This is a genomic window from Pseudomonas sp. 102515 (assembly GCF_031085165.1).
GTDB lineage: Bacteria > Pseudomonadota > Gammaproteobacteria > Pseudomonadales > Pseudomonadaceae > Chryseomonas.
Genome location: NZ_JAVHTY010000004.1, coordinates 127,723 through 151,371 on the forward strand (window position 1 = coordinate 127,723; position 23,649 = coordinate 151,371).

Annotated in this window: 22 protein-coding genes and 3 pseudogenes; 13 read left to right on the forward strand and 12 right to left on the reverse strand. The window is 66.8% G+C overall.

The genetic code is table 11. The features are described 5' to 3' along the window. Nucleotides 1–271 precede the first annotated feature (271 nt). The 10 genes and pseudogenes from RCF34_RS16200 to RCF34_RS16235 all read left to right on the forward strand — a co-directional run bounded on the left by RCF34_RS16200 (nt 272) and on the right by RCF34_RS16235 (nt 7,884). On the forward strand, nt 272–1,213 hold the full coding sequence (locus tag RCF34_RS16200) for an AEC family transporter (RefSeq protein WP_374941206.1): 942 nt from the start codon (nt 272–274) through the stop codon (nt 1,211–1,213). A 185-nt stretch (nt 1,214–1,398) separates the two neighbouring features. Continuing rightward, nucleotides 1,399–2,433 (forward strand): annotated as a pseudogene (locus RCF34_RS23115) (cache domain-containing protein); the annotation flags it as partial. 93 nt (nt 2,434–2,526) lie between these two features. Then, entirely contained in the window at nt 2,527–3,291 is a 765-nt protein-coding gene (locus RCF34_RS23120) for a methyl-accepting chemotaxis protein (protein ID WP_374941207.1), read from the forward strand. A gap of 122 nt (nt 3,292–3,413) precedes the next feature. Further along, a pseudogene (locus RCF34_RS23125) lies at nt 3,414–4,445 on the forward strand (cache domain-containing protein); the annotation flags it as partial. Nucleotides 4,446–4,538: 93 nt separating this feature from the next. Beyond that, nucleotides 4,539–5,303 carry a methyl-accepting chemotaxis protein gene (locus RCF34_RS23130; protein WP_374941207.1) on the forward strand — a complete coding sequence of 255 codons (765 nt, stop codon included), beginning with the start codon at nt 4,539–4,541 and terminating at the stop codon, nt 5,301–5,303. A 339-nt stretch (nt 5,304–5,642) separates the two neighbouring features. Beyond that, on the forward strand, nt 5,643–5,924 hold the full coding sequence (locus RCF34_RS16215; protein ID WP_308709088.1) for a hypothetical protein: 282 nt from the start codon (nt 5,643–5,645) through the stop codon (nt 5,922–5,924). Between the two features lie 125 nt (nt 5,925–6,049). Next, nucleotides 6,050–6,118 (forward strand): annotated as a pseudogene (locus RCF34_RS16220) (hypothetical protein); the annotation flags it as partial. Between the two features lie 43 nt (nt 6,119–6,161). Further along, entirely contained in the window at nt 6,162–6,308 is a 147-nt protein-coding gene (locus RCF34_RS16225; RefSeq protein ID WP_308709505.1) for a GGDEF domain-containing protein, read from the forward strand. Between the two features lie 131 nt (nt 6,309–6,439). Continuing rightward, nucleotides 6,440–7,450 (forward strand): AI-2E family transporter, encoded by a 1,011-nt coding sequence (locus tag RCF34_RS16230; RefSeq protein WP_231355805.1) that lies wholly within the window; start codon nt 6,440–6,442, stop codon nt 7,448–7,450. Beyond that, the gene (locus RCF34_RS16235; protein WP_308709089.1) at nt 7,450–7,884 is read left to right on the forward strand and encodes an NUDIX domain-containing protein; all 435 of its coding nucleotides are present in this window, start codon (nt 7,450–7,452) and stop codon (nt 7,882–7,884) included. Before RCF34_RS16230 ends, RCF34_RS16235 begins: the two co-directional genes overlap by 1 nt. Before the next feature lie 13 nt (nt 7,885–7,897). Here the strand turns inward: RCF34_RS16235 and RCF34_RS16240 are convergent, their stop codons facing one another. The 5 genes from RCF34_RS16240 to RCF34_RS16260 all read right to left on the reverse strand — a co-directional run bounded on the left by RCF34_RS16240 (nt 7,898) and on the right by RCF34_RS16260 (nt 14,480). Continuing rightward, nucleotides 7,898–8,140 carry a hypothetical protein gene (locus RCF34_RS16240; RefSeq protein ID WP_308709090.1) on the reverse strand — a complete coding sequence of 81 codons (243 nt, stop codon included), beginning with the start codon at nt 8,138–8,140 and terminating at the stop codon, nt 7,898–7,900. Between the two features lie 59 nt (nt 8,141–8,199). Next, entirely contained in the window at nt 8,200–8,916 is a 717-nt protein-coding gene (locus RCF34_RS16245; RefSeq protein WP_308709091.1) for a carbonic anhydrase, read from the reverse strand. A 187-nt stretch (nt 8,917–9,103) separates the two neighbouring features. After that, nucleotides 9,104–10,015: a D-alanyl-D-alanine endopeptidase gene (gene pbpG / locus RCF34_RS16250; RefSeq protein ID WP_037006760.1), complete on the reverse strand. Its 912-nt coding sequence runs from the start codon at nt 10,013–10,015 to the stop codon at nt 9,104–9,106. 241 nt (nt 10,016–10,256) lie between these two features. Continuing rightward, nucleotides 10,257–11,792 carry an acetyl-CoA hydrolase/transferase family protein gene (locus RCF34_RS16255; RefSeq protein ID WP_308709092.1) on the reverse strand — a complete coding sequence of 512 codons (1,536 nt, stop codon included), beginning with the start codon at nt 11,790–11,792 and terminating at the stop codon, nt 10,257–10,259. 1,236 nt (nt 11,793–13,028) lie between these two features. Then, complete coding sequence (locus RCF34_RS16260) at nt 13,029–14,480, reverse strand: anion permease (RefSeq protein WP_308709093.1); 1,452 nt, start codon at nt 14,478–14,480, stop codon at nt 13,029–13,031. Nucleotides 14,481–14,783: 303 nt separating this feature from the next. On the opposite strand from RCF34_RS16260, the gene RCF34_RS16265 reads away from it, so the two are divergent. Then, nucleotides 14,784–15,308: a gamma carbonic anhydrase family protein gene (locus tag RCF34_RS16265; RefSeq protein WP_017639990.1), complete on the forward strand. Its 525-nt coding sequence runs from the start codon at nt 14,784–14,786 to the stop codon at nt 15,306–15,308. A 297-nt stretch (nt 15,309–15,605) separates the two neighbouring features. Here RCF34_RS16265 and RCF34_RS16270 read toward each other — a convergent pair whose 3' ends face one another. From RCF34_RS16270 to RCF34_RS16280, 3 genes are all read right to left on the reverse strand, one after another. Further along, on the reverse strand, nt 15,606–16,529 hold the full coding sequence (locus RCF34_RS16270) for an SdiA-regulated domain-containing protein (protein WP_308709094.1): 924 nt from the start codon (nt 16,527–16,529) through the stop codon (nt 15,606–15,608). A 70-nt stretch (nt 16,530–16,599) separates the two neighbouring features. Then, entirely contained in the window at nt 16,600–17,505 is a 906-nt protein-coding gene (locus RCF34_RS16275) for an SdiA-regulated domain-containing protein (RefSeq protein ID WP_308709095.1), read from the reverse strand. A gap of 139 nt (nt 17,506–17,644) precedes the next feature. Further along, complete coding sequence (locus RCF34_RS16280; protein WP_183633848.1) at nt 17,645–18,310, reverse strand: fumarylacetoacetate hydrolase family protein; 666 nt, start codon at nt 18,308–18,310, stop codon at nt 17,645–17,647. A 238-nt stretch (nt 18,311–18,548) separates the two neighbouring features. Between RCF34_RS16280 and serA the strand changes: the two genes are divergently transcribed. After that, entirely contained in the window at nt 18,549–19,778 is a 1,230-nt protein-coding gene (gene serA / locus RCF34_RS16285) for a phosphoglycerate dehydrogenase (protein WP_308709096.1), read from the forward strand. 252 nt (nt 19,779–20,030) lie between these two features. Here serA and rpiA read toward each other — a convergent pair whose 3' ends face one another. Continuing rightward, the gene (rpiA, locus tag RCF34_RS16290) at nt 20,031–20,705 is read right to left on the reverse strand and encodes a ribose-5-phosphate isomerase RpiA (protein WP_308709097.1); all 675 of its coding nucleotides are present in this window, start codon (nt 20,703–20,705) and stop codon (nt 20,031–20,033) included. 116 nt (nt 20,706–20,821) lie between these two features. Here rpiA and ilvA point away from each other — a divergent pair, with 116 nt between their 5' ends. After that, the gene (gene ilvA / locus RCF34_RS16295; protein ID WP_308709496.1) at nt 20,822–22,348 is read left to right on the forward strand and encodes a threonine ammonia-lyase, biosynthetic; all 1,527 of its coding nucleotides are present in this window, start codon (nt 20,822–20,824) and stop codon (nt 22,346–22,348) included. A gap of 39 nt (nt 22,349–22,387) precedes the next feature. Here ilvA and RCF34_RS16300 read toward each other — a convergent pair whose 3' ends face one another. From RCF34_RS16300 to RCF34_RS16310, 3 genes are all read right to left on the reverse strand, one after another. Next, the gene (locus RCF34_RS16300; protein ID WP_308709098.1) at nt 22,388–22,624 is read right to left on the reverse strand and encodes a hypothetical protein; all 237 of its coding nucleotides are present in this window, start codon (nt 22,622–22,624) and stop codon (nt 22,388–22,390) included. A gap of 59 nt (nt 22,625–22,683) precedes the next feature. Continuing rightward, the gene (locus RCF34_RS16305) at nt 22,684–23,133 is read right to left on the reverse strand and encodes an excinuclease (RefSeq protein ID WP_308709099.1); all 450 of its coding nucleotides are present in this window, start codon (nt 23,131–23,133) and stop codon (nt 22,684–22,686) included. A 99-nt stretch (nt 23,134–23,232) separates the two neighbouring features. Next, complete coding sequence (locus RCF34_RS16310) at nt 23,233–23,631, reverse strand: hypothetical protein (RefSeq protein ID WP_184290133.1); 399 nt, start codon at nt 23,629–23,631, stop codon at nt 23,233–23,235. Nucleotides 23,632–23,649: the final 18 nt, after the last annotated feature.

Here is a 23,649-nt window from a genome sequence, read left to right on the forward strand (position 1 = left end):
GAACCGCATGCGGATCTGTCGTCTGCTACGTCTGAACCTGTTGTCTGTCTTATTGTTCCACCCCTTCGCCGGCTTCCCTGGCAGGAAGCTAGAGCGGTCGCGTTGAGGCGAAGCGGGGGCTGGATCGGGGGCGTCGTCTGGATCGGGCGGGTAGATAGTAAGCTAAGCATTGACTGATGTCACTTCGCGATGACGGAAGGAAGGGCCCCGTGGCGCGTCGTGCCTGCTACCATCGCGAGCCGTTCCCGCGATGCCTTCCGCCATGTCCGACGTGCTTGCCCTGGTCCAGGCGACCTTCGACGTCACCGCCCCGGTCTTCGCCCTGGTGCTGCTGGGCTGCGTGCTCAAGCGGCTGGGCTGGATCGATACCCCCTTCATCAACACCGCCTCGGCGCTGGTGTTTCGCGCCACCATGCCGACCCTGCTGTTTCTCGGCATCCTCAAGGCCGATCTCGGCGAGGCGCTGCAGCCGTTGCTGCTGGGCTACTTCGCCCTGGCCACGGTGGCGAGTTTCCTGGCCGCCTGGGGCTGGGCGATCTGGCGCTGCCCCCATGCCGATCGCGGCGTCTATGTGCAGGGCGCCTTTCGCGGCAACTGCGGCATCGTCGGCCTGGCCCTGGCGACGACCCAGTACGGCGACTATGGGCTGTCGGTGGGCGGGATCATGGCCGGCATGGTCATCCTCTTCTACAACGTCCTCTCGGCCATCGTGCTGGCGATCTACAGTCCGCACCTGGAGGCCAACTGGCGCACCCTCCTGCGCAGCATTCTCGGCAACCCGCTGATCATCGGCATCCTGCTGGCGATTCCCTTCGCCTATTTCCAGTGGCACCTGCCGCGCTGGCTGGACACCTCGGCGCACTATTTCGCCGGGCTCACCCTGCCGCTGGCGCTGATGTGCATCGGCGCCACCCTGTCGCTGGCCTCGCTGCGCGAGAGCAGCGGCCTGGCGCTGGGTGCCAGCCTGTGGAAGATCGTCTGGATTCCGCTGCTGGGCGTGCTGGGCGCCCTGGCGCTGGGCATCCAGGGGCCGGCGCTGGGCATCCTCTTTCTCTATCTGGGGTGTCCGACGGCGGCGTCGAGTTTCGTCATGGCCCGCGCCGCCGGCAGCAATGCCCAGCTAGCGGCGACCATCGTGGTGCTCAGTACCCTGGGGGGGATGCTGACCACCAATCTCGGCCTGCTCCTGCTGAAGGGATTCAGCCTGCTCTAGACCGGACCGGCCAGACATCGGTTATGTGAGAACGTTTATCGGTTGTGTCCGGCCAAAAAGTCAGATTTGAGCGTAAATAGTGTGGCCTCGATCGTCCCCCGGTCGGTTCGCCCTCTCGATGCCTATCGCAATAACTAGTTGCGAGGAGCGTGGCCGCCCACTCCCCAGCCTTACGCGTGGTAACCATGAAACGCTCGCTCCAATTCAGCCACAAGATCCTGCTGGCGGCCGCCCTGGTGGTGACCCTGGCCCTGGCTGGCTTCGCCAGCTTCAACGCCTATCTGCAGCGCCAGGCCATCACCCAGAGTCTCGAAGCCTCGCTGGGCGAGATCGGGCGCATCACCGCTGGCAACATCGCCTATTGGCTGGACGCGCGGGTCAAGCTGATCGACAGCCAGGCGCAGGCCCTGTCCCGCGACAGCAGCCTGGCCAATGCGGTGGGCCTGCTCGAACAGAAGCTCTACACGAGCAACTTCGATTCCACCTACCTGGGTGAGGTCGACGGCACCTTCACCGACCGACCCCATACGCCCATGGAGGCCGGCTACGATGCCCGCCAGCGCGACTGGTACAAGGCCGCGGTCAGCGCCGGCGGCCCCATCCTCACCGAGCCCTATCTCACCGCGCCGCCGCAGAGTTTCCTGTGCATCACCATCGCCGCGCCGGTCCTGCAGAACGGCAAGCTGGTCGGCGTGGTGGCCGGCGATCTGGTGATGGACAGCCTGATGAAGATGATCACCTCGCTGGACGCCGGCGGCCTGGGCGAAGCCTTCCTGGTGGACGGTGATGGCAAGATCCTGGTCAGCAGCCACGCCGATCAGGTGCTGAAATCGCTCAAGGACGTCTTCCCCGAGCAGACGCCGAGCCTGGCCCCGGGCTTCCATCACGTCCTGCAGAACGGCAGCGACCGCCTGGTGAGCTTCACCCCGGTCAATGGCCTGCCCTCGGTCAAGTGGTACCTGGCGCTGTCCATCGACCAGGCCAAGGCCTATGCCCCAGTGACCCAGGCGCGCAACCTGGCCATCGTCGCCACCCTGGTGGCGGTGCTCGCCATCATCCTGCTGCTGGGGCTGCTGATCCGCGTCCTGCTGCGCCCGCTGCACGACCTGACCCGCGCCATGGACGACATCGCCGAAGGCGAGGGCGATCTGACCTGCCGCCTGCCGGTGCAGTCCCGCGACGAATTCGGCGCCCTGGCCGAGGCCTTCAACCACTTCGTGGCGCGGATCCATACCTCGATCCGTGACGTGGCCCAGAGCACCGGCGAACTCAACCAGGGCACCCGCCAGGTGCTGGAAGCCTCGCAGTCGTCCATGCAGCAGTCGGATCTTCAGGCCCAGCGCACCACCAGCGTGGCCGCGGCGATCAACGAGCTGGGCGCTGCCGCGCAGGAGATCGCCCGCAATGCCGCCCATGCCTCCGGCGAGGCCAGCACGGCCCGTGCCCAGGGCGAGGAGGGCCGTGAGGTGCTGGACGAAGCCCTGCACGCCATGCAGGCGCTGTCGGCCAAGATCGGCACCAGTTGCGAGCATATCGAGGCGCTCAACGGCAAGACCGCCAACATCGGCCAGATCCTCGAAGTGATTCGCGGCATCTCCGAGCAGACCAACCTGCTGGCGCTCAATGCCGCCATCGAGGCGGCGCGCGCCGGTGAGGCCGGGCGTGGTTTCGCCGTGGTGGCCGACGAGGTACGTTCCCTGGCCAGCCGTACTCAGAGTTCGGCGCAGCAGATCCAGCAGATGATCGAGGAGCTGCAGACCGGCTCGCGCGACGCCGTGGCCCTGATGCAGGAAAGCCAGCGGCAGAGCGCCCACAGCATGCAGGTGGCCAAGAGCGCCGGCGAGCGGCTGGGCAGCGTGACCGAACGCATTGGCGAGATCGACGGCCAGAACCAGTCGGTGGCCACCGCGACCGAGGAGCAGACCTCGGTGGTGGAGACCCTGAACATGGACATCAGCGAGATCAACCTGCTGAACCAGCAGGGCGTCGACAACCTCCAGGCCACCCTGGCGGCTTGCACCGCCCTGGAAGCCGAGGCCGGTCGCCTGCAGCGGCTGGTGGGCGGCTTCCGCATCTAGCGCGGGCACCCGAAAAGAGGGTGCCGCTCCGCTCAAGTCGTAACGTGGCCGCCCGATAAAGAGTGAGATCGCCATGCCCTGAATCCGGCATGGCTCCACCCTGGCTACGGACGCAGACCTGTATGAAGCGACACCTGAAATTCAGCCACAAGATCCTGCTGGTCGCGGCGCTGGTGATCACCACCGCGTTGGCCGCTTCCGCCGGTTTCAATGCCTATCTGCAACGCCAGGCCATCGACCAGAGCCTGAGTGCCAACCTCGCGGAAACCGGCCGGGTCACCGCCGGCAACGTCGCCTATTGGCTGGATGCGCGGGTCAAGCTCATCGAAGGCGAAGCCCAGACCCTGGCGCGCGATCGCTCGCCCGAAGGCCTGGTCGGTCTGCTGGACCAGAAGATCTACACCGGCAACTTCGATTCCACCTACCTGGGCGAGGTGGACGGCACCTACACCACCCGTCCGCTGCGCAACCTGCCGGCCGGCTACGATCCGCGCAAGCGGCCCTGGTACGCGGCCGCCACCGCCGCCGGCACCACGGTGTTGACCCCGCCCTATATCTTCGCCTCCTCCGGACAGCTGGGCGTGACCATCGCCACGCCGCTGCAGCGCGATGGCCAACTCGCGGGCGTGGTGGCCGGCGACCTCAACCTCTCGGCGCTGGTGGAGATCATCACCTCGCTCAACGTCGGCGGCCTCGGCGAAGCCTTCCTGGTCGACGGCGACGGCAAGGTGCTGGTCAGCAGCCACCCCGAGCAGGTGCTCAAGACCCTCAAGGACGTCTTCCCCGAGCAGACCCCGTCCCTGCAGCCCGGTCTGCACGTCGTCACCCAGAATGGCAGCGACCGCCTGGTGAGCTTCACCCCGGTCGCAGGCCTGCCCTCGGTCAAGTGGTACCTGGGCCTGTCCATCGACCAGGCCAAGGCCTATGCCCCGGTGACCCAGGCGCGCAACCTGGCCATCGTCGCCACCCTGGTGGCGGTGATCGCCATCATCCTGCTGCTGGGGCTGCTGATCCGCGTCCTGCTGCGCCCGTTGCACGACCTGACCCGCGCCATGGCCGACATCGCCGAAGGGGAGGGCGATCTGACCCGCCGCCTGCCGGTGCAGGCCCGTGACGAATTCGGCGCCCTGGCCGAGGCCTTCAACAAATTCGTGGCGCGGATCCACACCTCGATCCGCGACGTGGCCCAGAGCACCGGCGAGCTGAATCAAGGCACGCGCCGGGTGCTGGAGTCGTCGCAATCCTCCATGCAGCAGTCGGATCTTCAGGCCCAGCGCACCACCAGCGTGGCTGCCGCCATCAACGAACTGGGCGCTGCCGCCCAGGAGATCGCCCGCAATGCCGCCCATGCCTCCGGCGAGGCCAGCACGGCCCGTGCCCAGGGCGAGGAGGGCCGTGAGGTGCTGGACGAAGCCCTGCACGCCATGCAGGCGCTGTCGGCCAAGATCGGCACCAGTTGCGAGCATATCGAGGCGCTCAACGGCAAGACCGCCAACATCGGCCAGATCCTCGAAGTGATTCGCGGCATCTCCGAGCAGACCAACCTGCTGGCGCTCAATGCCGCCATCGAGGCGGCGCGCGCCGGTGAGGCCGGGCGTGGTTTCGCCGTGGTGGCCGACGAGGTACGTTCCCTGGCCAGCCGTACCCAGAGTTCGGCGCAGCAGATCCAGCAGATGATCGAGGAGCTGCAGACCGGCTCGCGCGACGCCGTGGCCCTGATGCAGGAAAGCCAGCGGCAGAGCGCCCACAGCATGCAGGTGGCCAAGAGCGCCGGCGAGCGGCTGGGCAGCGTGACCGAACGCATCGGCGAGATCGACGGCCAGAACCAGTCGGTGGCCACCGCGACCGAGGAGCAGACCTCGGTGGTGGAGACCCTGAACATGGACATCAGCGAGATCAACCTGCTGAACCAGCAGGGCGTCGACAACCTCCAGGCCACCCTGGCAGCCTGCACTGCCCTGGAAGCCGAGGCCGGTCGTCTGCAGCGGCTGGTGGGCGGCTTCCGCATCTAGTCCGCGACAAGTCCCTAAAAGGGAGAGCCGACGTCAGGTCGGCTCTTCCTTTTTGCTGTCCGGCAGGTCAGCAAACCGCCCCGGACGCGGATGGTGCCTAGACCACTCGTCAGAAACAGCAAACTGATTGGCGCGTGAACTTGCTCTGGCCTGCCGCTTTGCGCGTATCGCCCGCTGCGCCTCGGCCCGACGACCGATCCGCGGTATCAAGAAAGCCTTTTTTCCCGCCGATGGGCTAGCTGTTACCGCCAGGTCGGGTGGAGGCCCTGCTCCGTCCGCGCTTCCCGCTCCTGGCACCGCCTAACCTACGGCGTGGCACCCTTTGCCACCCGGGGCTTCATGTTCAGCAGGCTGTACAAATCCTCTCGCGTACGCTGGAGTCTCGGCGTCTTTCTGTTCGGCGTCCTGCTGACCAGCCTGACCATGCGCCATCTGACCGAGCGCAACGAGCGACAGGTACAGACGGCCCTCAACGCGGCGGCGACCGACGTGCGCGAGCAGATCACCGAGCGGCTGCGGGTCTATGAGTACAGCCTGAGCGGCGGGCGTGACGTCATCGTGGTGGCCGGCGAGGGCTGTCGCGGGAACTGCTGGAGCACTACGGTCGTACCCACGACCTGAACCAGGAGTTTCGCGGGGCCGTGGCATAGGCTTCATCCGCCGGGTGCCCGTCGACGAGGAAGAGCGCTTCGTCCACGAAGCTCGATCTGGTGGTGCCCATCGAGCTGGAGCACGAGGAGTGGTCGGTGCTCGCGCGCATCGGCCGCGGCGAGCCGGTGCCGCACTTCGAGACCCGTCGTCAGCACCGCGACGGTCACTTGATCGACGTCCTCGTCAGCGTCTCGCCCATGCGCGGTCGTGACGGCCGGGTGGTCGGGCGTAGCCACCGCGCTACCGCCGACCGTCGTCGATCCGGCCGCCCTGATCACCGTTGCCGATGCGCAGCTCTATGCGGCCAAGCACCAGGGCCGCGCCTGGGTCTGCGCCGCCGAACTGGTCGGCTGAGGCAATCGGTCGAAAGGGGACCGGTCAGGTAACGCCGGGTAACAGAGGCTCAGGCTTTCTTCGCTGTCCAGGCTGGGCGGCGAGGCGGCAGACTGTCAGACTGCGGGCAGGGATTCTGCCGCCGGTAATCTATGTACGCCTTCACGCAACGCCAGGCCATCTTGGCCAGCTGGATCATCGTCTTCACCGCGCTCTATCTGGTTCTCCCGCTCAAGCTCCTGCCCAGCCTGCTAGCCGGCCTGCTGGTGTACGAACTGGTCAACACCCTGGCCGGGCGCCTGCAGCGCCATCTGCCCGGCGGCGGCGCGCGCTGGCTCGCCGTGGCCCTGCTCGGCACCCTGGTGGTGAGCCTGCTGACGCTGTTCTTCGTCTGGTTCACCAGCTTCATCATCCAGGAGGTGCAGAACCCCGGGCGGCTGCTGGACAAGTTCATGGTGCTCACCGAGCGCGCCCGTGCCCAATTGCCGCCCTCGCTGGACGCCTACCTGCCGGCCAACGCCGACAGCATGAAGCAGGAGCTGGTGGAATGGGTGCGCGCCCATGTGGCGCAACTGCAGCTGTTCGGTCGCGATGCGGCGCGGACCTTTGTCATCGTGCTGATCGGCATGATCCTCGGCGCCATCGTCGCGCTGCAGCCCACCCCCGATCCCGAGCGCCTGCGCCCGCTGTCCGGCGCGCTGCTGGTGCGCCTCGGCCTGGTGGCCCAGGCCTTTCGCAACATCGTCTTCGCCCAGATCAAGATTTCGCTGCTCAACACCACCCTGACCGGCATCTTCCTGCTCGGCGTGTTGCCGTTGTTCGATGTCCATCTGCCGCTGGCCAAGACCCTGGTGATCCTCACCTTCATCCTTGGCCTGCTGCCGGTGATCGGCAACCTGATGTCCAACACCCTGATCTTCATCGCCGGCCTGTCGCTGTCGATCTGGGTCGCGGTGGCGGCGCTGGGCTACCTGATCGCCATCCACAAGCTGGAGTACTTCCTCAACGCCCGCATCGTCGGCGGCCAGATCAGCGCCCGTTCCTGGGAACTCTTGGTGGCCATGCTGGTGTTCGAGGCGGCCTTCGGTCTACCGGGCCTGGTGGCGGCGCCGGTGTACTACGCCTATCTCAAGAGCGAGTTGAGGGCGGAAGGGCTGGTGTAATGAGTGGTCAGATCCGCGTCCTGGTGCTCTGCGTGCTGCGTCAGGGCAAGCGCATGCTGGTGCGTGAGACGCAGGACCCGCACGATGGCCGGCGCTTCTGTCGGCCCCTGGGCGGTGGCGTGGAGTTCGGCGAAACCAGCCAGGCGGCGGTGCGGCGCGAGATCCGCGAAGAGCTGGGCGCGGAGCTGGCCGAGGTAAGGCTGCTGGGCACCCTGGAATCGCTGTTCAGCTACGCGGGGCGGCCGGGCCATGAGGTGGTGCTGGTCTACGCCGCCGAATTTGCCGATCGGCACCTCTATGCGCAGGCAGAGCTGCCCGGCCAGGAGAGCGATGGTGAGGCCTTCATGGCTACCTGGCGCTCGCTCGATGCCTTCGACGACACCTGTCGGCTGGTACCCGAAGGCCTGCGGGCGCTGCTCGCTACCGCCAGCTAGGGCCTCTGCCCGATCACTGACGATCCAGATTCGCCCACATGCGCTGCCAGAAGGCGCCAGCTTCTTCATTGATGGCGCGCCATGCCTGTTCCAGCCGCAGGCGCTCGGGCGCTTCGAGATCCTCCGGGCAGGCCAGGTAGCGATCGGCGGCGGCCTGGGCCTCGGCCTGCAAGCGGCGCCATTCACGCACGTCATCCAGCCAGCAGCGGCCGGTGATCGTCTCGTAGTACTCGTGGGCGATCGCGTCTTTGCTCATGGGGCGTTCCGGATTGGGGTTACAGGCCTAGACCGCACCCGACGTCCGGGGTGCCCGCCTCAGGCGTCGAAGAAGTCCACGTGGCCGTTCTCCAAGGTGTAGTAGGCGCCCACCACCTTGACCCGACCGTCCTGTTGCGGTGCCAGCAGGGTCGGCTCGGAGGCTGCGCGCAGGCGCCTGACGGTGCGCTGTACGTTGCTGCGCACCGCCGCTTCCAGCAGGTCCGGCGGATTGCCAGCGCGGGCGCTGAGCACCGCCGGCAGGATGGGTTCGATCATGGCGCCGATGGCGCCGGGATAGAGGGCGTTCTGCTCCACCACCGCCACCGCGGCCTCCACCGCGCCGCACTTCTCGTGGCCCATCACCACGATCAGCGGCACCCCCAGTTGGCTGATGGCGTACTCCACCGAGCCCAGCGCGGTGGTGTCCAGGGTATTGCCGGCGTTGCGCACGATGAACAGCTCGCCCAGGCCACGGCCGAACAGCAGCTCCGGCGAGACCCGCGAATCCGAGCAGGACACCAGGACGCAGAAGGGTGTCTGGCCCTTGGCGATCTCCAGACGACGATTGCGATTGGTTTCCCCATGCAGGGGCTGGTCGTCCATGAAGTCTTGATTGCCGTCGATCAGCCGTTGCAGGGCCTGCTCGGCGGTGAGGGTGGTATGGGCCTTGGTCGGGGCGGCCAGGGCGGGCAGGGCGAGAGGCGCCAGGGCAGCGGCCACCGGCAGGCAGCAGGCGCAATGCAGGAGTTGACGACGCGACAGGGAGGGCTTCATCGGGGCGACCTCTTCAGCTACGGACGGGCGTGAGCGAGCCGGTACTGCGGTCTCCAGCGCCAGGGATAACTATTGTCGTCCGCCGCCGATTCCGCCAGGCGAGGCGGCGCGTATCCGACCCGTGGAAAAACGCCGGGCATGAAAAAGCCGCGTCGGAACGCGGCTTCGGGACTCGCTCAGGTAGGCGTCACTGCCGCGCCAGTACCGTGCTGCGACCGGCCTTGGGTGCGCCCGGCAGGGGGCTCAGCGCGCCGGTTTCCAGCCAGCGGCGCACGCGGGTGGCGTCGGCCATGTGGGTGAACTTGCCGAAGGCGTCCATCACCACGAAGGCCACCGGGCGACCGGCCATCACGGTGCGCATCACCAGGCAGTGACCGGCCTTGTCGGTGTAGCCGGTCTTGGTCAGCTGCACGCTCCAGTCGGCGTTGTAGACCAGGTGGTTGGTGTTGCGAAAGCCCAGCACATAGTTGGGGTTGTGGAAGGCCTGGGTCTTTTCCGGGGTGGTGCTGAGCTGACCGAGCAGCGGATAGTGCTCGGTGGCCTTGAGCAGGGTGACCAGGTCACGCGCGGTGGAGACGTTCAGCGGCGACAGGCCGGTGGGCTCGGCGTAGCGGGTGTTTCTCATGCCCAGGGCGCGCGCCTTGGCATTCATGGCGGCGACGAAGGCCCGCTGGCCACCCGGATAGTGGTGGGCGAGGCTGGTGGCGGCGCGGTTTTCCGAGGACATCAGCGCCAGTTGCAGCATGTCGCGACGGGTCAGCTGGCTGCCCAGGCGCACCCGCGAGAAGATGCCGCGCATGGCCGGATTCTCGCTGATGTCGATGTCGATGGTCTGCTCCAGCGGCAGCCGGGCATCGAGCACCACCATGGCGGTCATCAGCTTGGTCACGGAAGCGATGGGGGCGACTTGGTCGGGATTCTGGGAGAACAGGACCTGGTTGGTCTTGAGGTCGACGACCAGGGCGTGGTTCGAGGCCAGGCGCTGGGCGGTGGCGGCCGCCGCGGCCTTGACCTTCGGTGGGGTCTGGGCCAGGACGGCCGGACTCAGCCCGACCAAGCCAGCCAGCAGCAGGCCGGCAAGTTGATGACAGATCTTCACGGTGGCAGCTCTCAAAAGGGGGCGGGGTTAGAACAACCGCGAACGGCAATGCCCCTTGCAGATCAAGGACATTGCTCGGAGATTTCACGTCTTTTATCACCCGGAATGTCGGCTGGGAATCCGACAAGGCAGCTTTTTACACAGCGCGCTGGCAAAAAGTCACAATTAGTTGCAGATGGGCGACGGACGGCAGGGATGGCGGGGCGAAAGGGCGCCCGAGAGGCCTCGGGCGCCTTGCCTTTCAGTCGTGGGCTTCCTGGGCGGCGGGGCCGAGCATGCTGCCGGTGACCAGGTAGCGCTCGTGCCAGGCCAGGGCCTCGGGCAGCAGGTGCGGGGTGTGCTTGCCGTGGCTGCCGGCCAGGGCGCGCGCGAAGTAATCCTCCAGCGCCGGACGGAAACTCGGGTGCACGCAGTGGTCGAGGATGGCCCGGGCGCGCTGCTTGGGACTGAGCATGCGCAGGTCGGCCAGGCCCTGGTCGGTGACGATCACCGCGACATCGTGCTCGGTGTGGTCGACGTGACTGACCATGGGCACCAGGGTCGAGATCAGCCCGTTCTTGGCCGTGCTCGGCGCCATGAACACCGACAGATAGGCGTTGCGGGCGAAGTCGCCGGAGCCGCCGATGCCGTTCATCATCCCGGTGCCCATCTGGTGGGTGGAGTTGACGTTGCCATAGAGGTCGGCTTCGAGCATGCCGTTGAGGGCGATGCAGCCCAGCCGCCGCACCAGTTCCGGGTGATTGCTGACCCCCTGCTGGCGCAGGATGATGCGCTGGCGCAGGGACTCGGCGTGCTCGACGAAGCGCTCGATGCCCGCCGGGCTCAGGGAGAAGGAGGTGGCCGAGGCCAGCTCCATCTTGCCGCTGATGAGCAGTTCCAGCATGCCGTCCTGGATCACCTCGGTGAAGGCGGTCAGTCCCTCGAATTCGCTTTCGGCCAGGCCCTGCATGAAGGCATTGGCGATGTTGCCGACCCCCGACTGGAGCGGCAGCAGGTTGGCCGGGATGCGCCCCTGGCCGACCTCGAAGCGGAGAAAGTCCAGCAGGTGCGCGGCGATGGCCTGGGAGGCGGCGTCCGGTGCCTTGAACGGGCTGTTGCGGTCGGGGGCGTCGGTCTCCACCACGGCCACCACCTTGTCCAGCGGCACTTCGAGATAGGGCGAGCCGATGCGGTCGCCGGGATGCGCCAGCGGAATCGGCGTGCGGTGAGGCGGCAAGGCACCGTCGGTGTAGATGTCGTGCATGCCGTCCAGGGCGTCGGGCTGCCAGCGATTGACCTCGAGGATCACCGCATCGGCCATGTCCAGCCAGGTCTTGTTGTTGCCCACCGAGGAGGAGGGCACCAGCAGACCGTCTTCGCGAATGGCGGCGATCTCCACCACGGCCACGTCGATCTTGCCGAAGAAGCCATAGCGGACCTTTTCCGCCAGCTGGCCCAGGTGGATGTCCATGTACTCCAGGCCACCGGCGTTGATGCGGCTGCGCAACTCCGGATCGGACTGGAAGGGCACCCGCAACTCGATGCCATCGACCCGCGCCAGGGCGCCATCCAGCTCAGGTGCGGTGGACGCGCCGGTCAGCACCTTGATGCGAAAGGGCTCGCCGGCGCCGTGGCTGGCGGTGATGCGCTGGGCCAGGGCGCCGGGTACGGCCTTGGGATAACCGGCCCCGGTGAAGCCGCTCATGCCCACGGTCATGCCGTGACGGATGAACTGCGCGGCCTGCTCGGCGCTCTGGCGCTTGGCGGCGAAACCGGGATGGCGAATACGGTGGGACATGACGACCTCTGCGGGTGTTATCGAAAGCACACTAAGGATGTGGATTCTACGCCGAAGGGATGCTTAGGTCCCTAAGCAAAAGGTCGGGTGGGAGGGGAAATTTTTGGGGGAGTGTGGCGTAGGTTGGGTTGAGCGATAGCGAAGCCCAACGGTGCCTAGCCATCTCGAACATCGGTATTCGTAGGTTGGCGCTGAGCGTAGCGAAGCCCAACATCGCGAAGGTCGGTCGAAGTGCCTTGGCTTAATGGTGTCCTAGCTGTTCATCGTGGTCTGCTTGTGGCTCTTGTTTCGCCCACCCGGGCGACTCACTTTTTTCAGTCGCGAAAAAAGTAAGCAAAAACGCTTGCCCCGACCATCCGGTCTTCCGCTTCGCTCCAGGTCCGCTCACGCCAGCGCCGTTCCGGGGTCGGTCCAGATGGGCCGTCCATGGCCCACTGGACCTCTCGCCGCATCCATGCGGCTCGCCCCACTCCACGACACTGGCGTTCGCCCTCCTGAACGGGGCGATTCGCCAGCCTGAAAGTGTTGGTTGAAGAGCCCGTAGCGTGGACAACGGCGCAGCCTTGTCCATTGTTCAAGACCAAGCTCACTTGTGGAAAACGCCGCCACGCTCTGACACCACTGAAATCGCGGCCATGCCGGTCCGCCGATGCGGCCGCTCCTACGGGATATCTGGCTTCTGTAGGAGCGGTCGCTACGGCGCACCGGCGTGGCCGCGATAAAGAACGAGCTCCAAGGGGCCTGGGCTTCGGTGGTTGAAGGACTGTCGCGTGGAAAACGCTGCGTGGTTTTCCACGCTACGACTCACTCTGGCTCTGCTTGTAATCACCACAGTCTCAGGCTGGCGCCCCGTCCCCGTTAGAGAGGCCGAGTGTAGGTGTCGCGGAGGGGGATGCGAGGCAGGACGCCGAGCAAGGCGCGAGGGGCAGGAAGTCCCTTCGTGCCGCGCCCCCGGAGCGGCGCCGGAGCAAGGGGACCCGGAGCGTAGCGGAGTGCCGAAACGTAGGGACAGCGGTTTTGGTTACTTTTGTCCGGGGCGCGCAGCCGCGATTGGCAAAAGTGACTCGCCCGGGTGGGCGAAACAAAAACCATCAAAGCACTTGGTAATCCGCCTAGGCATTGATCAAAGTCCCAAGCCCAAAGCGTTGGGCTTCGCTATCGCTCAACCCAACCTACGCCGATCCGCCAGGGTCACCACAGCCTGGGCATTGGGCACTTAAAGCCCAACCTGCCCCCTTACGCCACCATCATGATCCATGGCACCCCGATCCCCAGCAGCACCAGCAGGAACAGCGCGCCGAAGATCGTCCCCAGTCGCCAGTAGTCGGCGCTGGGCAGGTAGCCGCTGCCGTAGTACACCGGACTCGGCCCGGTGCCATAGGGGGTGATGATGCCCATCAGCCCCAGGGAGGTGCCCAGCAGCAGGGCGAACACCGGCAGGTCGATGCCGGGGATACCCATGCCGGCGGCCAGCATCACCGGCAGCAGCGCCGTGGTGTGGGCGGTGGAGCTGGCGAAGAGGTAGTGGGCGAGATAGAACACCGTGACCAGCACCACCATGGCGGTGCCGGCATGGAAGCCGCCCAGGTGGCCGGCGACCCACTGGCCGAACCAGGCGACGAAGCCGACCCGGGTCAGGCCGTCGGCCAGGGCCACCAGGGTGGCGAACCAGGCGAAGGTGTTCCAGGCGGCCTTGTTGCCCAGGGCGTCGTCCCAGGTGATGACCTTCAGCAGCAGCATCAGCACGATGACCAGGATCCCCACCAGGGCCGGATCGGCCCAGGCGGCGCCGAAGATCCATAGCGCCAGGGCGCCGATCACCAGGGCCAGCAGCAGCTTCTCGTCGCGCGTCAGCGGGCCGAGGGCGGCCAGTTCCTTGGCCGCCCACAGCGGCACCTGGTCGTTGCGCTTGATCTCCGGCGGATACAGCCAGTAGGCCAGCAGCGGCAGCAGGGCCAGCAGCAGGATGCCCATGGGCGCGGCGGCGATGAACCACTGGCCCCAGCTGATATGTACCTGGGCGGTCTTCTCGATCAGCGCGGCGGCCAGCAGGTTGGGTGCGAGGGCAGTGAGGAACAGGGTGCTGGTGACGCAGGTGGAGGAGATCGCCACCCACATCAGGTAGGAGCCGATGCGCCGGGCGCTGGGGTCGTTGGGCTTGGAGTCGTAGAGCAGCGGCAGGTTGCGGATCACCGGGTAGACGGTGCCGCCGCTGCGCGCGGTGTTGGACGGGGTGAAGGGCGCGAGGGCCAGATCGGCCAGCATCACCGCATAGCCCAGGGTCAGGGTCCGCCGGCCCATGGCCTTGACCAGCAGCAGCGCGATGCGTCGCCCGAGCCCGGTCTTCTCATAGCCCAGGGCGAACATGAATGCACTGAAGATCAGCCAGACGGTGTTGTTGGAAAAGCCCGCCAGGCCCCATTTCAGCGCCTCCTGGGGCGCGCGAAAGCCCGGGGTCGCCAGTTGCGCCGGGCTGAACAGCACCCAGGGCGCCAGCAGGGCCGCCAGGGCCACGCCGATCAGGCCGATCACCGCGCCGGGCAGGGGTTCGAGAATCAGCCCCACCACCACGCCGGCGAAGAGGGCGAAGTACAGCCAGGCATGAGCGGGCAGGCCGTCGGGTGCCGGCAGCAGCGCCAGCAGTCCGGTGACGGCGAGGGGCAGCAGGAATTTCCAGGTGGTACGCATCGGGCGCTCGCAGATTCCGGTGGTCTCGGGAAACCGGCCTGGGCCGGGATGGCTGACGGTGCTGGTGCAGGGGGCTACGCGGTCAGCGGCAGCCAGCTTTGCAAAGGCCGGGCTGCTTTCCCAGCGCGGTGGCCGTGGTCATTCGTCGCAGCCCGAGGGACCTAGGTTCCCTCGGCATTCTTTCGCTGTCGAGAATGACTTGCAACAACGTCGGGGACACCGGTCGCTGCCGATTGCGCCCGCCGCTCGCCTTGGCGAACAATCGGCGTGTCCGCCAACCCTAACAACACGAGGATGACCGCCATGAAGTACCGCCTGGGAGAACACCGCGTCGATGCCCATCCGCACAGCTGGGTCGCGCCCACCGCCGCGGTGATCGGCAAGGTACGCCTGGATGAGGGCGCCAGCGTCTGGTTCGGCGCGGTGCTGCGTGGCGACAACGAGCTGATCCACATCGGCCCCGACAGCAATGTGCAGGACGGCGCCGTGCTGCACACCGATCCCGGCTCGCCGCTGACCCTGGGTCGCGGCGTCACCGTCGGACACCAGGCCATGCTGCATGGCTGCGAGATCGGCGACGGCAGCCTGATCGGCATCCACGCCGTGGTGCTCAACGGCGCGCGCATCGGGCGGAACTGCCTGGTGGGGGCCAACGCCCTGGTCACCGAGAACGCGGTGATTCCCGACGGCTCCCTGGTGCTCGGCTCGCCGGCCAAGGTGGTGCGTACCCTGAGCGACGCCCAGCAGGCGCAGCTGGCGGCCAACGCCCAGGTCTACGTGGCCAATGCACGGCGCTATCTGGAGGAGTTGTTCGAGCAGGGGGAGTAGGGCGATGAGAGCCGCGCCTCGTGCTGGACCGCCCCTCTCCCTCTGGGAGAGGGCTGGGTTGGGGTGAAACCGGTCCGGTCTGTTGGGCTTCGCTGCGCTCGACCCAACCTACGGCGATTCCCGTAGGTTGGGTTGAGACCGTTCCATCGTCGAAGCCCAACACCGGCTGCGTAGCGTGGGGAACGGCGCAGCCTTTGCCGCCTGAAGATTGGTTGCCAGGCACGCCCTCACCCCAACCCTCCCCAAGGGAGAGGGGGCTGTCTGAGCAGGCCTATGGCTCAGCAATAGCCCCCACCCTCACGGCTTCTCGAACCGATAGAACAGATTCGGTTCGCTGACCACATAGAGCCGGCCCTGGTCGTCCATGGCCACGCCCTCGGCCTGGGGCACGCTGCGGCTCAGGCCGTGCTGGCCGCGCAGCAGCGACAGCGAACTGATCGGCTTGCCGTCGTCGTCCAGTTCCAATACCAGGCGCGACTGGTCCGAAAGGGCCAGCAGGTGGCCGGTGCCGGGGTCGAACTGCAGGCTGGAGAGGTCGCGCACGAACAGGCGGCGATCACGCTGCGGGTCCGTGCGCAGCGATAGCGCCTGCAGGCCCTCGAAGGCTTCGCTGCCCAGGCCGTCGATCTCGTAGATGCGCACCGGATCGCTTTCCTTGGCGACGAAGAAGCGCTCGCGGGCCGCGTCGTAGGCCAGGCCTTCGTTGCCGCGGTTGTCGCTTGCCACGTCGCTGAGGCTGAAGGGATGACTGACCTGGCGGTCGTCGACGTCCACCACCCGGGTGTCGGCGCCGATCCGTACCCGCACCAGGCGCTGGCGGCGCTCTTCGCTGATCATGTAGACGCCCGGGGCGATGTACTCGATGGCTTCCGGATCGCTGAAGCCCCTGAGCTCCACCTGGCGCAGCAGCCGGCCGTCCAGGTCCAGTTCGAGAAAGCGTGCCGGTTTGTTGGTGACGCTGACCAGGGTGCGGCGATCCGGATCGAAGCTCAGCGCCGAGACGTCAGTGATGCCCTCGCCGATGGGACGGGCTTCGACGGTGACCCGGTAGGTCGGCAGCCACAGCGAGCGGGCCTGGCGGCTCTCGGCCTGGAGCTGGCTCTGGACGTTGAACCAGAGGCGCTCGAACAGCCGGTGCTGCTGGGCCGCCAGGGTCAGGGCCAGCAGCAGGGCGCCGCCCAGCAGGGCGCCCAGGGTGCGCGGGGAAAACAGCGGAAGCATCGACAGGGTCCTGAGGCGGTAATGCCGCGCAGCCTAAGGGCGCCACCCTGAATTCAAGCTGAATAGGCGCTCATTGCGCCGCGGCGGACACCTTGTGAAACACGTGGAAGAGATTGGGTTCACCAATCAGGTAGAGATTGCCGGCTTCGTCGAGGGCCACGCCTTCCGGTTGCTCCATGGTCGCCTTGAGGCCGTGCAGGCCGCTTCTGAGGCTGATGAAGCTGACCGGTTGCCCCTCGGCAGTCAGCTCCACCAGGGTGTGGGACTGGTCGGACAGCGCCAGCAGGTGACCGGTGCGCGGATCGACCGCCACCGCGGAATAGTCGATCACCAGCTGTTTCAGCGGAAAGGGCTGGAGGCTGCCGGTGACGCCGTGGCCGTCGCTGGCCAGGGTGAAGAGCGCGGCCGGATCGCGTTCCTTGCTGAGGATCAGGCGCTGATGCCGTGGATCCCAGGCGATGCCTTCGAAGCCCTTGTTGCCGGCGTCGGGAAAGCCCAGGTCGTGGTGCTCGAAGGTGTTGGCGTCCAGCTCCTGGGTGTCGTCGGCCAGCTTGAACAGCGACAGCCGCCGCTGGCGTTCGTCGACGATGGCCAGGCGCCCGTCCTGCAGGGCGGTCACCCCTTCGAGGTTGGCGACGTTGCGGATCGGGATGCGTCTGAGGATGTCGCCGGTCAGGCTCAGCTGCACCAGGTAGGGCGTGCTGCCGGTGACGGCGAAGAGGGAGCGGGTGCGGGGATCGTAGGTGAGGTCGGAGGTCTCGGCCTCGGCCAGGCCGGGCAGTTGCTTGCCCTGGATCACCGCCTGGTAGTCCGGCAGCCAGACCGCCTGGGCGCGCACTTCCGGCGACGTGCGGTATTCCTGCCACCAGAGCAGTGCCCGGTCGTTCCAGTGCCAGACGACGGTGAGGACGATCAGCACCAGCAGGACGAAGGCGGGGAGGAGGCGCAGCAGGATGAGGCGGGGGAGTCTGGACATGCGGGCTCGGGCGGCTTCTCGTTATGGCTTGTCTGCAAAGTCGCCGAGCATAGGCACCTTTCAGGCACAGCCTAGAGCGTCGTGGCCATGCCGGCACACCGTCGCCAGGCACCGGCCAGGCGACGGTGGGTGGCGGGGGTTATAGCACGCGCGTTTCGAAGCGGCTAACGTCCGGCAGCTCCAGCACCAGGTCATCGCCCACATTGAGCGGTCCGACACCCACGGGCGTGCCGGTGAGGATGACGTCGCCCGGTTGCAGGGAGAAATGCCCGGCGATGGTCTGGATCAGCGGCAGGATGGGATTGAGCATGTCGCGGCTGTTACCGTCCTGGCGCACTTCGCCATTGATGGTCAGGCGCACCGGGATGTCGGCCAGGTCCTCGAAGGCATCGCCCGGCACGAAGGGCGCGAGCACGCAGGCGCCGTCGAAGCTCTTGGCGATCTCCCAGGGATAGCCCTTCTCCTTGAGCCGGCTCTGCACCTCTCTCAGCGTCAGGTCCAGGGAGGGGGCGAAGCCGGAGATGGCGTCGCGCACCTCTTCGGCCGACGGCTTCTTCGACAGCGGCTTGCCGATCAGCACGGCGATCTCGGCCTCGTAGTGCACCGAACCCTGGTCGGTGGGGATGGCGAAACCCTCGGCCACCGGCACCACGCAGCTGGCCGGCTTGATGAACAGCAGGGGCTCGGTGGGAACCGGGTTGTTCAGCTCCTTGGCGTGCTCGGCGTAGTTGCGGCCGATGCAGACGACCTTGCCCAGGGGGAAGTGGATCTTGGTGCCATCGAGGTACTGGTGCTGGTAGGCCATCTGGTGCTCCTGGTGAGTGACGTCTGCTGGCGATCTTGAGCCCACGATCTTAACCAAAAGCGGGGGCCGCGGCGCGGTCCTGGTCGCAAGGCGCTCATGGTCGCCCTGAGAAAGCTTCAGGTCGCAACCGGACCTGCATCCGGTGGCTCATGCTAAGATAGCGACCCCTTTGCCGCTGGCTGACCTGGCCTGCGCCGCGCCGGCATCCTTCTCCCTGGACACTCTGGATTCAACGCAGATGAGCAAGACTTCCCTCGACAAGAGCAAGATCCGCTTCCTTCTCCTGGAAGGCGTCCACCAGTCCGCCGTGGATATCCTGAAGTCCGCGGGTTACAGCAACATCGAGTACGTCACCAGCTCCCTGCCGGATGCCCAGCTCAAGGAAAAGATCGCCGACGCCCACTTCATCGGCATCCGCTCGCGTACCCAGCTCACCGAAGAGGTGTTCGACTGCGCCAAGAAGCTGGTCGCCGTCGGCTGCTTCTGCATCGGCACCAACCAGGTCGACCTGCAGGCCGCCCGCGAGCGCGGCATCGCCGTGTTCAACGCGCCCTATTCCAACACCCGCTCGGTCGCCGAGCTGGTGCTGGCCGAGGCCATCCTGCTGCTGCGCGGCATCCCGGCCAAGAACGCCTCCTGCCACCGGGGTGGCTGGATCAAGAGCGCGGCCAACTCCTTCGAGATCCGTGGCAAGAAGCTCGGCATCATCGGCTACGGCTCCATCGGCACCCAGCTGTCGGTCCTGGCCGAGGGCCTGGGCATGCAGGTGTTCTTCTATGACGTCATCACCAAGCTGCCCCTGGGCAACGCCCAGCAGGTCGGCTCCCTGACCGAACTGCTCGGCATGAGCGACATCGTCACCCTGCACGTGCCGGAAACCCCCGCCACCCAGCTGATGATGGGTGAGCGCGAGATCCGCGCCATCAAGAAGGGCGGCATCCTGATCAACGCCGCCCGCGGCACCGTGGTCGACCTCGACGCCCTGGCCGCCGCCATCAAGGACGAACACCTGATCGGCGCCGCCATCGACGTCTTCCCGGTGGAGCCGCGCTCCAACGACGACGAATTCGTCTCGCCGCTGCGGGGCCTGGACAACGTCATCCTGACCCCGCACATCGGTGGCTCCACCGCCGAGGCCCAGGCCAACATCGGTCTGGAAGTGGCCGAGAAGCTGGTCAAGTACAGCGACAACGGCACCTCGGTGTCCTCGGTCAACTTCCCCGAAGTGGCCCTGCCGTCGCACCCGGGCAAGCACCGCCTGCTGCACATCCACCAGAACGTGCCGGGCGTGCTGTCGGAGATCAACCGCGTCTTCTCCGAGAGCGGCATCAACATCTCCGGTCAGTACCTGCAGACCGACGAGAAGGTCGGCTACGTGGTGATCGACGTCGACGCCGACTACTCCGACCTGGCCCAGGAAAAGCTGCAGAACATCAAGGGCACCATCCGTTGCCGCGTGCTGTTCTAAGCCGCCAGGCGGAATGAAAAGCCCCGGTCGGGTTCGCCTGACCGGGGCTTTTTTTGCGCGCTGAGTGCGGAGATCGTTGGGCTTCGCTGCGCTCGACCTAACCTACGGCGATTCCCGTAGGTTGGCTTGAGACGGCTGCCTCGTCGAAGCCCGACACCGGCCGCGTAGTGTGGATAACGACGCAGCCTTATCCACTGACCTCGCACGAGCCTCCCGGTGGAAAACGCTGACGCGGTTTTCCACGCTACGGATTCAGCTGCGCTCCAGCCGCTCCACACCCTGGGCGGTGCCCAGCAGCAGCACGTCCGCGGGACGGGCGGCGAAGAGGCCGTTGGCGACCACGCCGACGATGTTGTTGATCCGGGCTTCCAGGCCCAGCGGATCGACGATGTGCAGGTTGTGCACGTCGAGGATGACGTTGCCGTTGTCGGTCATGACGCCGTCGCGGTATTCCGGGTCGCCGCCCAGCTTGACCAACTCGCGGGCCACATAGCTGCGGGCCATGGGGATGACCTCGACCGGCAGCGGGAATTCGCCGAGCACCTCGACGCGCTTGCTGGCGTCGGCGATGCAGATGAAGGTGCGCGCCACGGCGGCGACGATCTTCTCGCGGGTCAGGGCCGCGCCGCCGCCCTTGATCAGGTTGAGGTGGCCGTCGGCTTCGTCGGCGCCGTCCACGTAGAATTCCAGGTTGTTGACACCGTTGAGGTCATAGACGGTGATGCCATGGCTCTTCAGCCGGTCGGCGGTGGCCTGGGAGCTGGCCACGGCGCCGTCGAATTCCAGCTTGTGCTTGGCCAGCAGGTCGATGAAGAAGTTGGCGGTCGAGCCGGTGCCCACGCCGATCACGCTGTCGCGGGAGAGCTGGGGAAGGATGAGGTCGACCGCGGCCTGGGCGACGGCCTGCTTGAGCTGGTCCTGATTCATGGGGGTATCCGCAGAGAAAACGGGTGGAGGGTCGCCGATTATAGCCGCTCGGACGGCCTGGCTAACCCACCCGGGAGTGCCCGTAGTAGACTTTTCGCCCCCGCCGCACCCACCGGATCGCCCCGCCGATGCTCGAACAGTACGTGAAGAAGACCCTGCTCGCCCCCGTCTACGACGTGGCGATCGAAACGCCCCTGCAACCGGCGCGGGCGCTGTCCGAGCGGCTGGGCTGCCAGGTGCTGCTCAAGCGCGAAGACCTGCAGCCGGTGTTTTCCTTCAAGATCCGCGGCGCCTACACCAAGCTGGCCAGCCTCTCGGCCAGCGAGAAGGCCCGTGGCGTGATCACCGCCAGCGCCGGCAACCACGCCCAGGGCCTGTCCCTGGCGGCTCGCGAGCTGGGCGTGCGGGCGATCATCGTCATGCCGCGCACCACCCCCGAGCTCAAGGTCATCGGCGTGCAATCGCGCGGTGGCGAGGTGGTGCTGCACGGCGACGCCTTTCCCGAGGCCCTGGCCGAGGCCTTGCGCCTGGTCGAGGAACAGGGCTACACCTTCGTGCCGCCCTATGACGATCCGGACGTCATCGCCGGCCAGGGCACCGTGGCCATGGAGATCCTGCGCCAGCATCCGGGGCGGCTCGATGCCATCTTCGTCCCGGTCGGGGGTGGCGGCCTGATCGCCGGCATCGCCGCCTATGTGAAATACCTGCGGCCCGAGATCAGGGTGATCGGCGTCGAGCCGGACGACTCCAACTGCCTGCAGCAGGCCATGGCCGCCGGCGAGCGGGTGGTCTTGCCGCGTGTGGGGCTGTTCGCCGATGGCGTGGCCGTGGCCCAGATCGGCCACCACACCTTCGAGATCTGCCGGCGCTACGTGGACGAGGTGATCACGGTCAGCAGCGACGAGATCTGCGCGGCGATCAAGGACATCTACGACGACACCCGCTCCATCACCGAACCCTCGGGCGCCCTGGGGGTGGCCGGGATCAAGAAGTACGCCGAGCGCGCGGGCTCCGGCGGCCAGGTGCTGGTGGCCATCGACTCCGGTGCCAACATCAACTTCGATCGCCTGAGACACGTGGCCGAGCGCGCCGAACTGGGCGAGCGGCGCGAAGCCATCATCGCCGTGACCATCCCCGAGCGGCCAGGCAGCTTCCGGGCCTTCTGCGAGGCCCTGGGGCGGCGGCAGATCACCGAATTCAACTATCGCTACCACACCGGCGAAGAGGCGCACATCTTCGTCGGCGTCCAGACCCATCCGCAGCGCGATCCGCGTGACGCCCTCATCCAGGGCCTGCGCGACCAGGGTTTCCCGGTGCTGGACCTGACCGACAACGAACTGGCCAAGCTGCATATCCGCCACACCGTGGGCGGCCATGCCGCGCGGGTCGGCCAGGAGCAGGTGTTCCGCTTCGAATTCCCCGAGCGACCCGGGGCGCTGTTCGACTTCCTCGAAAAGCTGGGCGGGCGCTGGAACATCAGCATGTTCCATTACCGCAACCACGGCGCGGCGGATGGCCGGGTGTTCGCGGGGCTGGAGGCCAGCCAGGCAGAACGGCCGGAGCTGCTGGCGACGCTGGATGCCATCGGTTATCGCTATTGGGACGAGACGGAGAATCCGGCGTACCGGTTGTTCCTGGGCTGAGGTCTGGCGGCGTTGGGCTTCGCTGCGCTCCGCGCCAACTTACGAGGCCAATGGCTCCACCCGGAAATCCGTCAGTCCATGCACCTCCGCCTGGCGCAGGATGGCTTCGGCTGGCGCATCGGCGGCGGGCAGGGCCAGGCTGTTCTCGGCGTCGGCGCGCAGCTGTTCCAGCACGGCCAGGGCGGCTTCATGCGGAGCGAGACCAGCCTGCGGATGCTCGAGGTCGAGCTGGCGGGACTCGCCATCCTTGCGGTAGTGGACGCGAAACAGGGGCATGGCGGCGGCCTCGAGGCGAGTTTCTAGACAGACTCCCCCGGACGCGCCGCCGTTCCGACCTACTTGAGGATGACCAGCTTGCCCTTGAGGGCGACACCGGCCATGAGGGCGCCGGCGTGGCACTCGTAGCGGGTGGGATCGCTCCACTCGTTCTTCTTGTAGTAGCTGGTGATGTCGATGACCGCATTGGCACCGGCGGCCTTGGCCGCTCCCTGCAGGCGGATCAGCGCCGATTGCAGCACCCAGCGGCAGGCGACCTCGTCGGTCTTGTTGAAGGCGTTGGTCTTCTGGTTGGTGGTGATGCTGGAGTTGACCACCGTGGCCTTGCCGGGGACCGGGTTGCCGGCCAGGTAGAACTTCACGCTGCCATCCAGGCGCTTGGCGGCCAGGGCTTCCTGGACGACTTCGGCGAAAGGCAGTTGCAGGGTGGTGTCGCGGGCCTGGGCGGCGCCGGGCAGCAGGGTGGCCAGGCTCAGGACCAGAGCGAGGGTAGGGGCTAGGGTACGCATGGCGACTTCCTTGTGGTGGGGGATGACTGTTTAACCCAGAACGCCCGCGCCGTCAGCCTGGAGACCGGCGTTCTGCGCTGTCACGCAGGCCGCGGGCGGTCACTCCGCGTCGGCTGCGGGGGCGGGCAGCTGCAATTGTCGGCGGATGTCGGCGTCGAGCAGCTGGACCCACTTGTTGTAGTTGCGATGGATGCGCTCGCCGTCGTAGTCGAGGCCGGCGCTGTCGCGGTAGCGGATCTGGTAGCCCTTGGTGCTGTAGGGGATGTCGACCCAGGCCTGGTGGCGATCGCGCACCACGATGCTGGCGACCACCAGACCGGGGCTCTCCTGGCCGACGCTCCAGCCACGGCGCTCGAGGGTGTCGACGATGGCGCGGCGGACATCGGCGGCGTTCTCCACCCGATCGGCGGGAAAGACCTCCTGGGGCGTCACCAGGGGAGCGCGGGTGCAGGCCGCCAGGAACAGCAGAGCGGAGACGAGCAGCAGGCGACGCAACATGGGAGTACCTCGGGCTAT

Excerpts from the sequence above, each read along its gene's own strand:
- RCF34_RS23120 (WP_374941207.1), top strand. The coding sequence starts at position 2,527 with ATGCAGCAGTCGGATCTTCAGGCCCAGCGCACCACCAGCGTGGCCGCG.
- RCF34_RS23130 (WP_374941207.1), top strand. The coding sequence starts at position 4,539 with ATGCAGCAGTCGGATCTTCAGGCCCAGCGCACCACCAGCGTGGCTGCC.
- RCF34_RS16215 (WP_308709088.1), top strand. The coding sequence starts at position 5,643 with ATGTTCAGCAGGCTGTACAAATCCTCTCGCGTACGCTGGAGTCTCGGC.
- RCF34_RS16230 (WP_231355805.1), top strand. The coding sequence starts at position 6,440 with ATGTACGCCTTCACGCAACGCCAGGCCATCTTGGCCAGCTGGATCATC.
- RCF34_RS16235 (WP_308709089.1), top strand. The coding sequence starts at position 7,450 with ATGAGTGGTCAGATCCGCGTCCTGGTGCTCTGCGTGCTGCGTCAGGGC.
- RCF34_RS16240 (WP_308709090.1), bottom strand. The coding sequence starts at position 8,140 with ATGAGCAAAGACGCGATCGCCCACGAGTACTACGAGACGATCACCGGC.
- RCF34_RS16245 (WP_308709091.1), bottom strand. The coding sequence starts at position 8,916 with ATGAAGCCCTCCCTGTCGCGTCGTCAACTCCTGCATTGCGCCTGCTGC.
- RCF34_RS16255 (WP_308709092.1), bottom strand. The coding sequence starts at position 11,792 with ATGTCCCACCGTATTCGCCATCCCGGTTTCGCCGCCAAGCGCCAGAGC.
- RCF34_RS16260 (WP_308709093.1), bottom strand. The coding sequence starts at position 14,480 with ATGCGTACCACCTGGAAATTCCTGCTGCCCCTCGCCGTCACCGGACTG.
- RCF34_RS16265 (WP_017639990.1), top strand. The coding sequence starts at position 14,784 with ATGAAGTACCGCCTGGGAGAACACCGCGTCGATGCCCATCCGCACAGC.
- RCF34_RS16270 (WP_308709094.1), bottom strand. The coding sequence starts at position 16,529 with ATGCTTCCGCTGTTTTCCCCGCGCACCCTGGGCGCCCTGCTGGGCGGC.
- RCF34_RS16275 (WP_308709095.1), bottom strand. The coding sequence starts at position 17,505 with ATGTCCAGACTCCCCCGCCTCATCCTGCTGCGCCTCCTCCCCGCCTTC.
- RCF34_RS16280 (WP_183633848.1), bottom strand. The coding sequence starts at position 18,310 with ATGGCCTACCAGCACCAGTACCTCGATGGCACCAAGATCCACTTCCCC.
- serA (WP_308709096.1), top strand. The coding sequence starts at position 18,549 with ATGAGCAAGACTTCCCTCGACAAGAGCAAGATCCGCTTCCTTCTCCTG.
- rpiA (WP_308709097.1), bottom strand. The coding sequence starts at position 20,705 with ATGAATCAGGACCAGCTCAAGCAGGCCGTCGCCCAGGCCGCGGTCGAC.
- RCF34_RS16300 (WP_308709098.1), bottom strand. The coding sequence starts at position 22,624 with ATGCCCCTGTTTCGCGTCCACTACCGCAAGGATGGCGAGTCCCGCCAG.
- RCF34_RS16305 (WP_308709099.1), bottom strand. The coding sequence starts at position 23,133 with ATGCGTACCCTAGCCCCTACCCTCGCTCTGGTCCTGAGCCTGGCCACC.
- RCF34_RS16310 (WP_184290133.1), bottom strand. The coding sequence starts at position 23,631 with ATGTTGCGTCGCCTGCTGCTCGTCTCCGCTCTGCTGTTCCTGGCGGCC.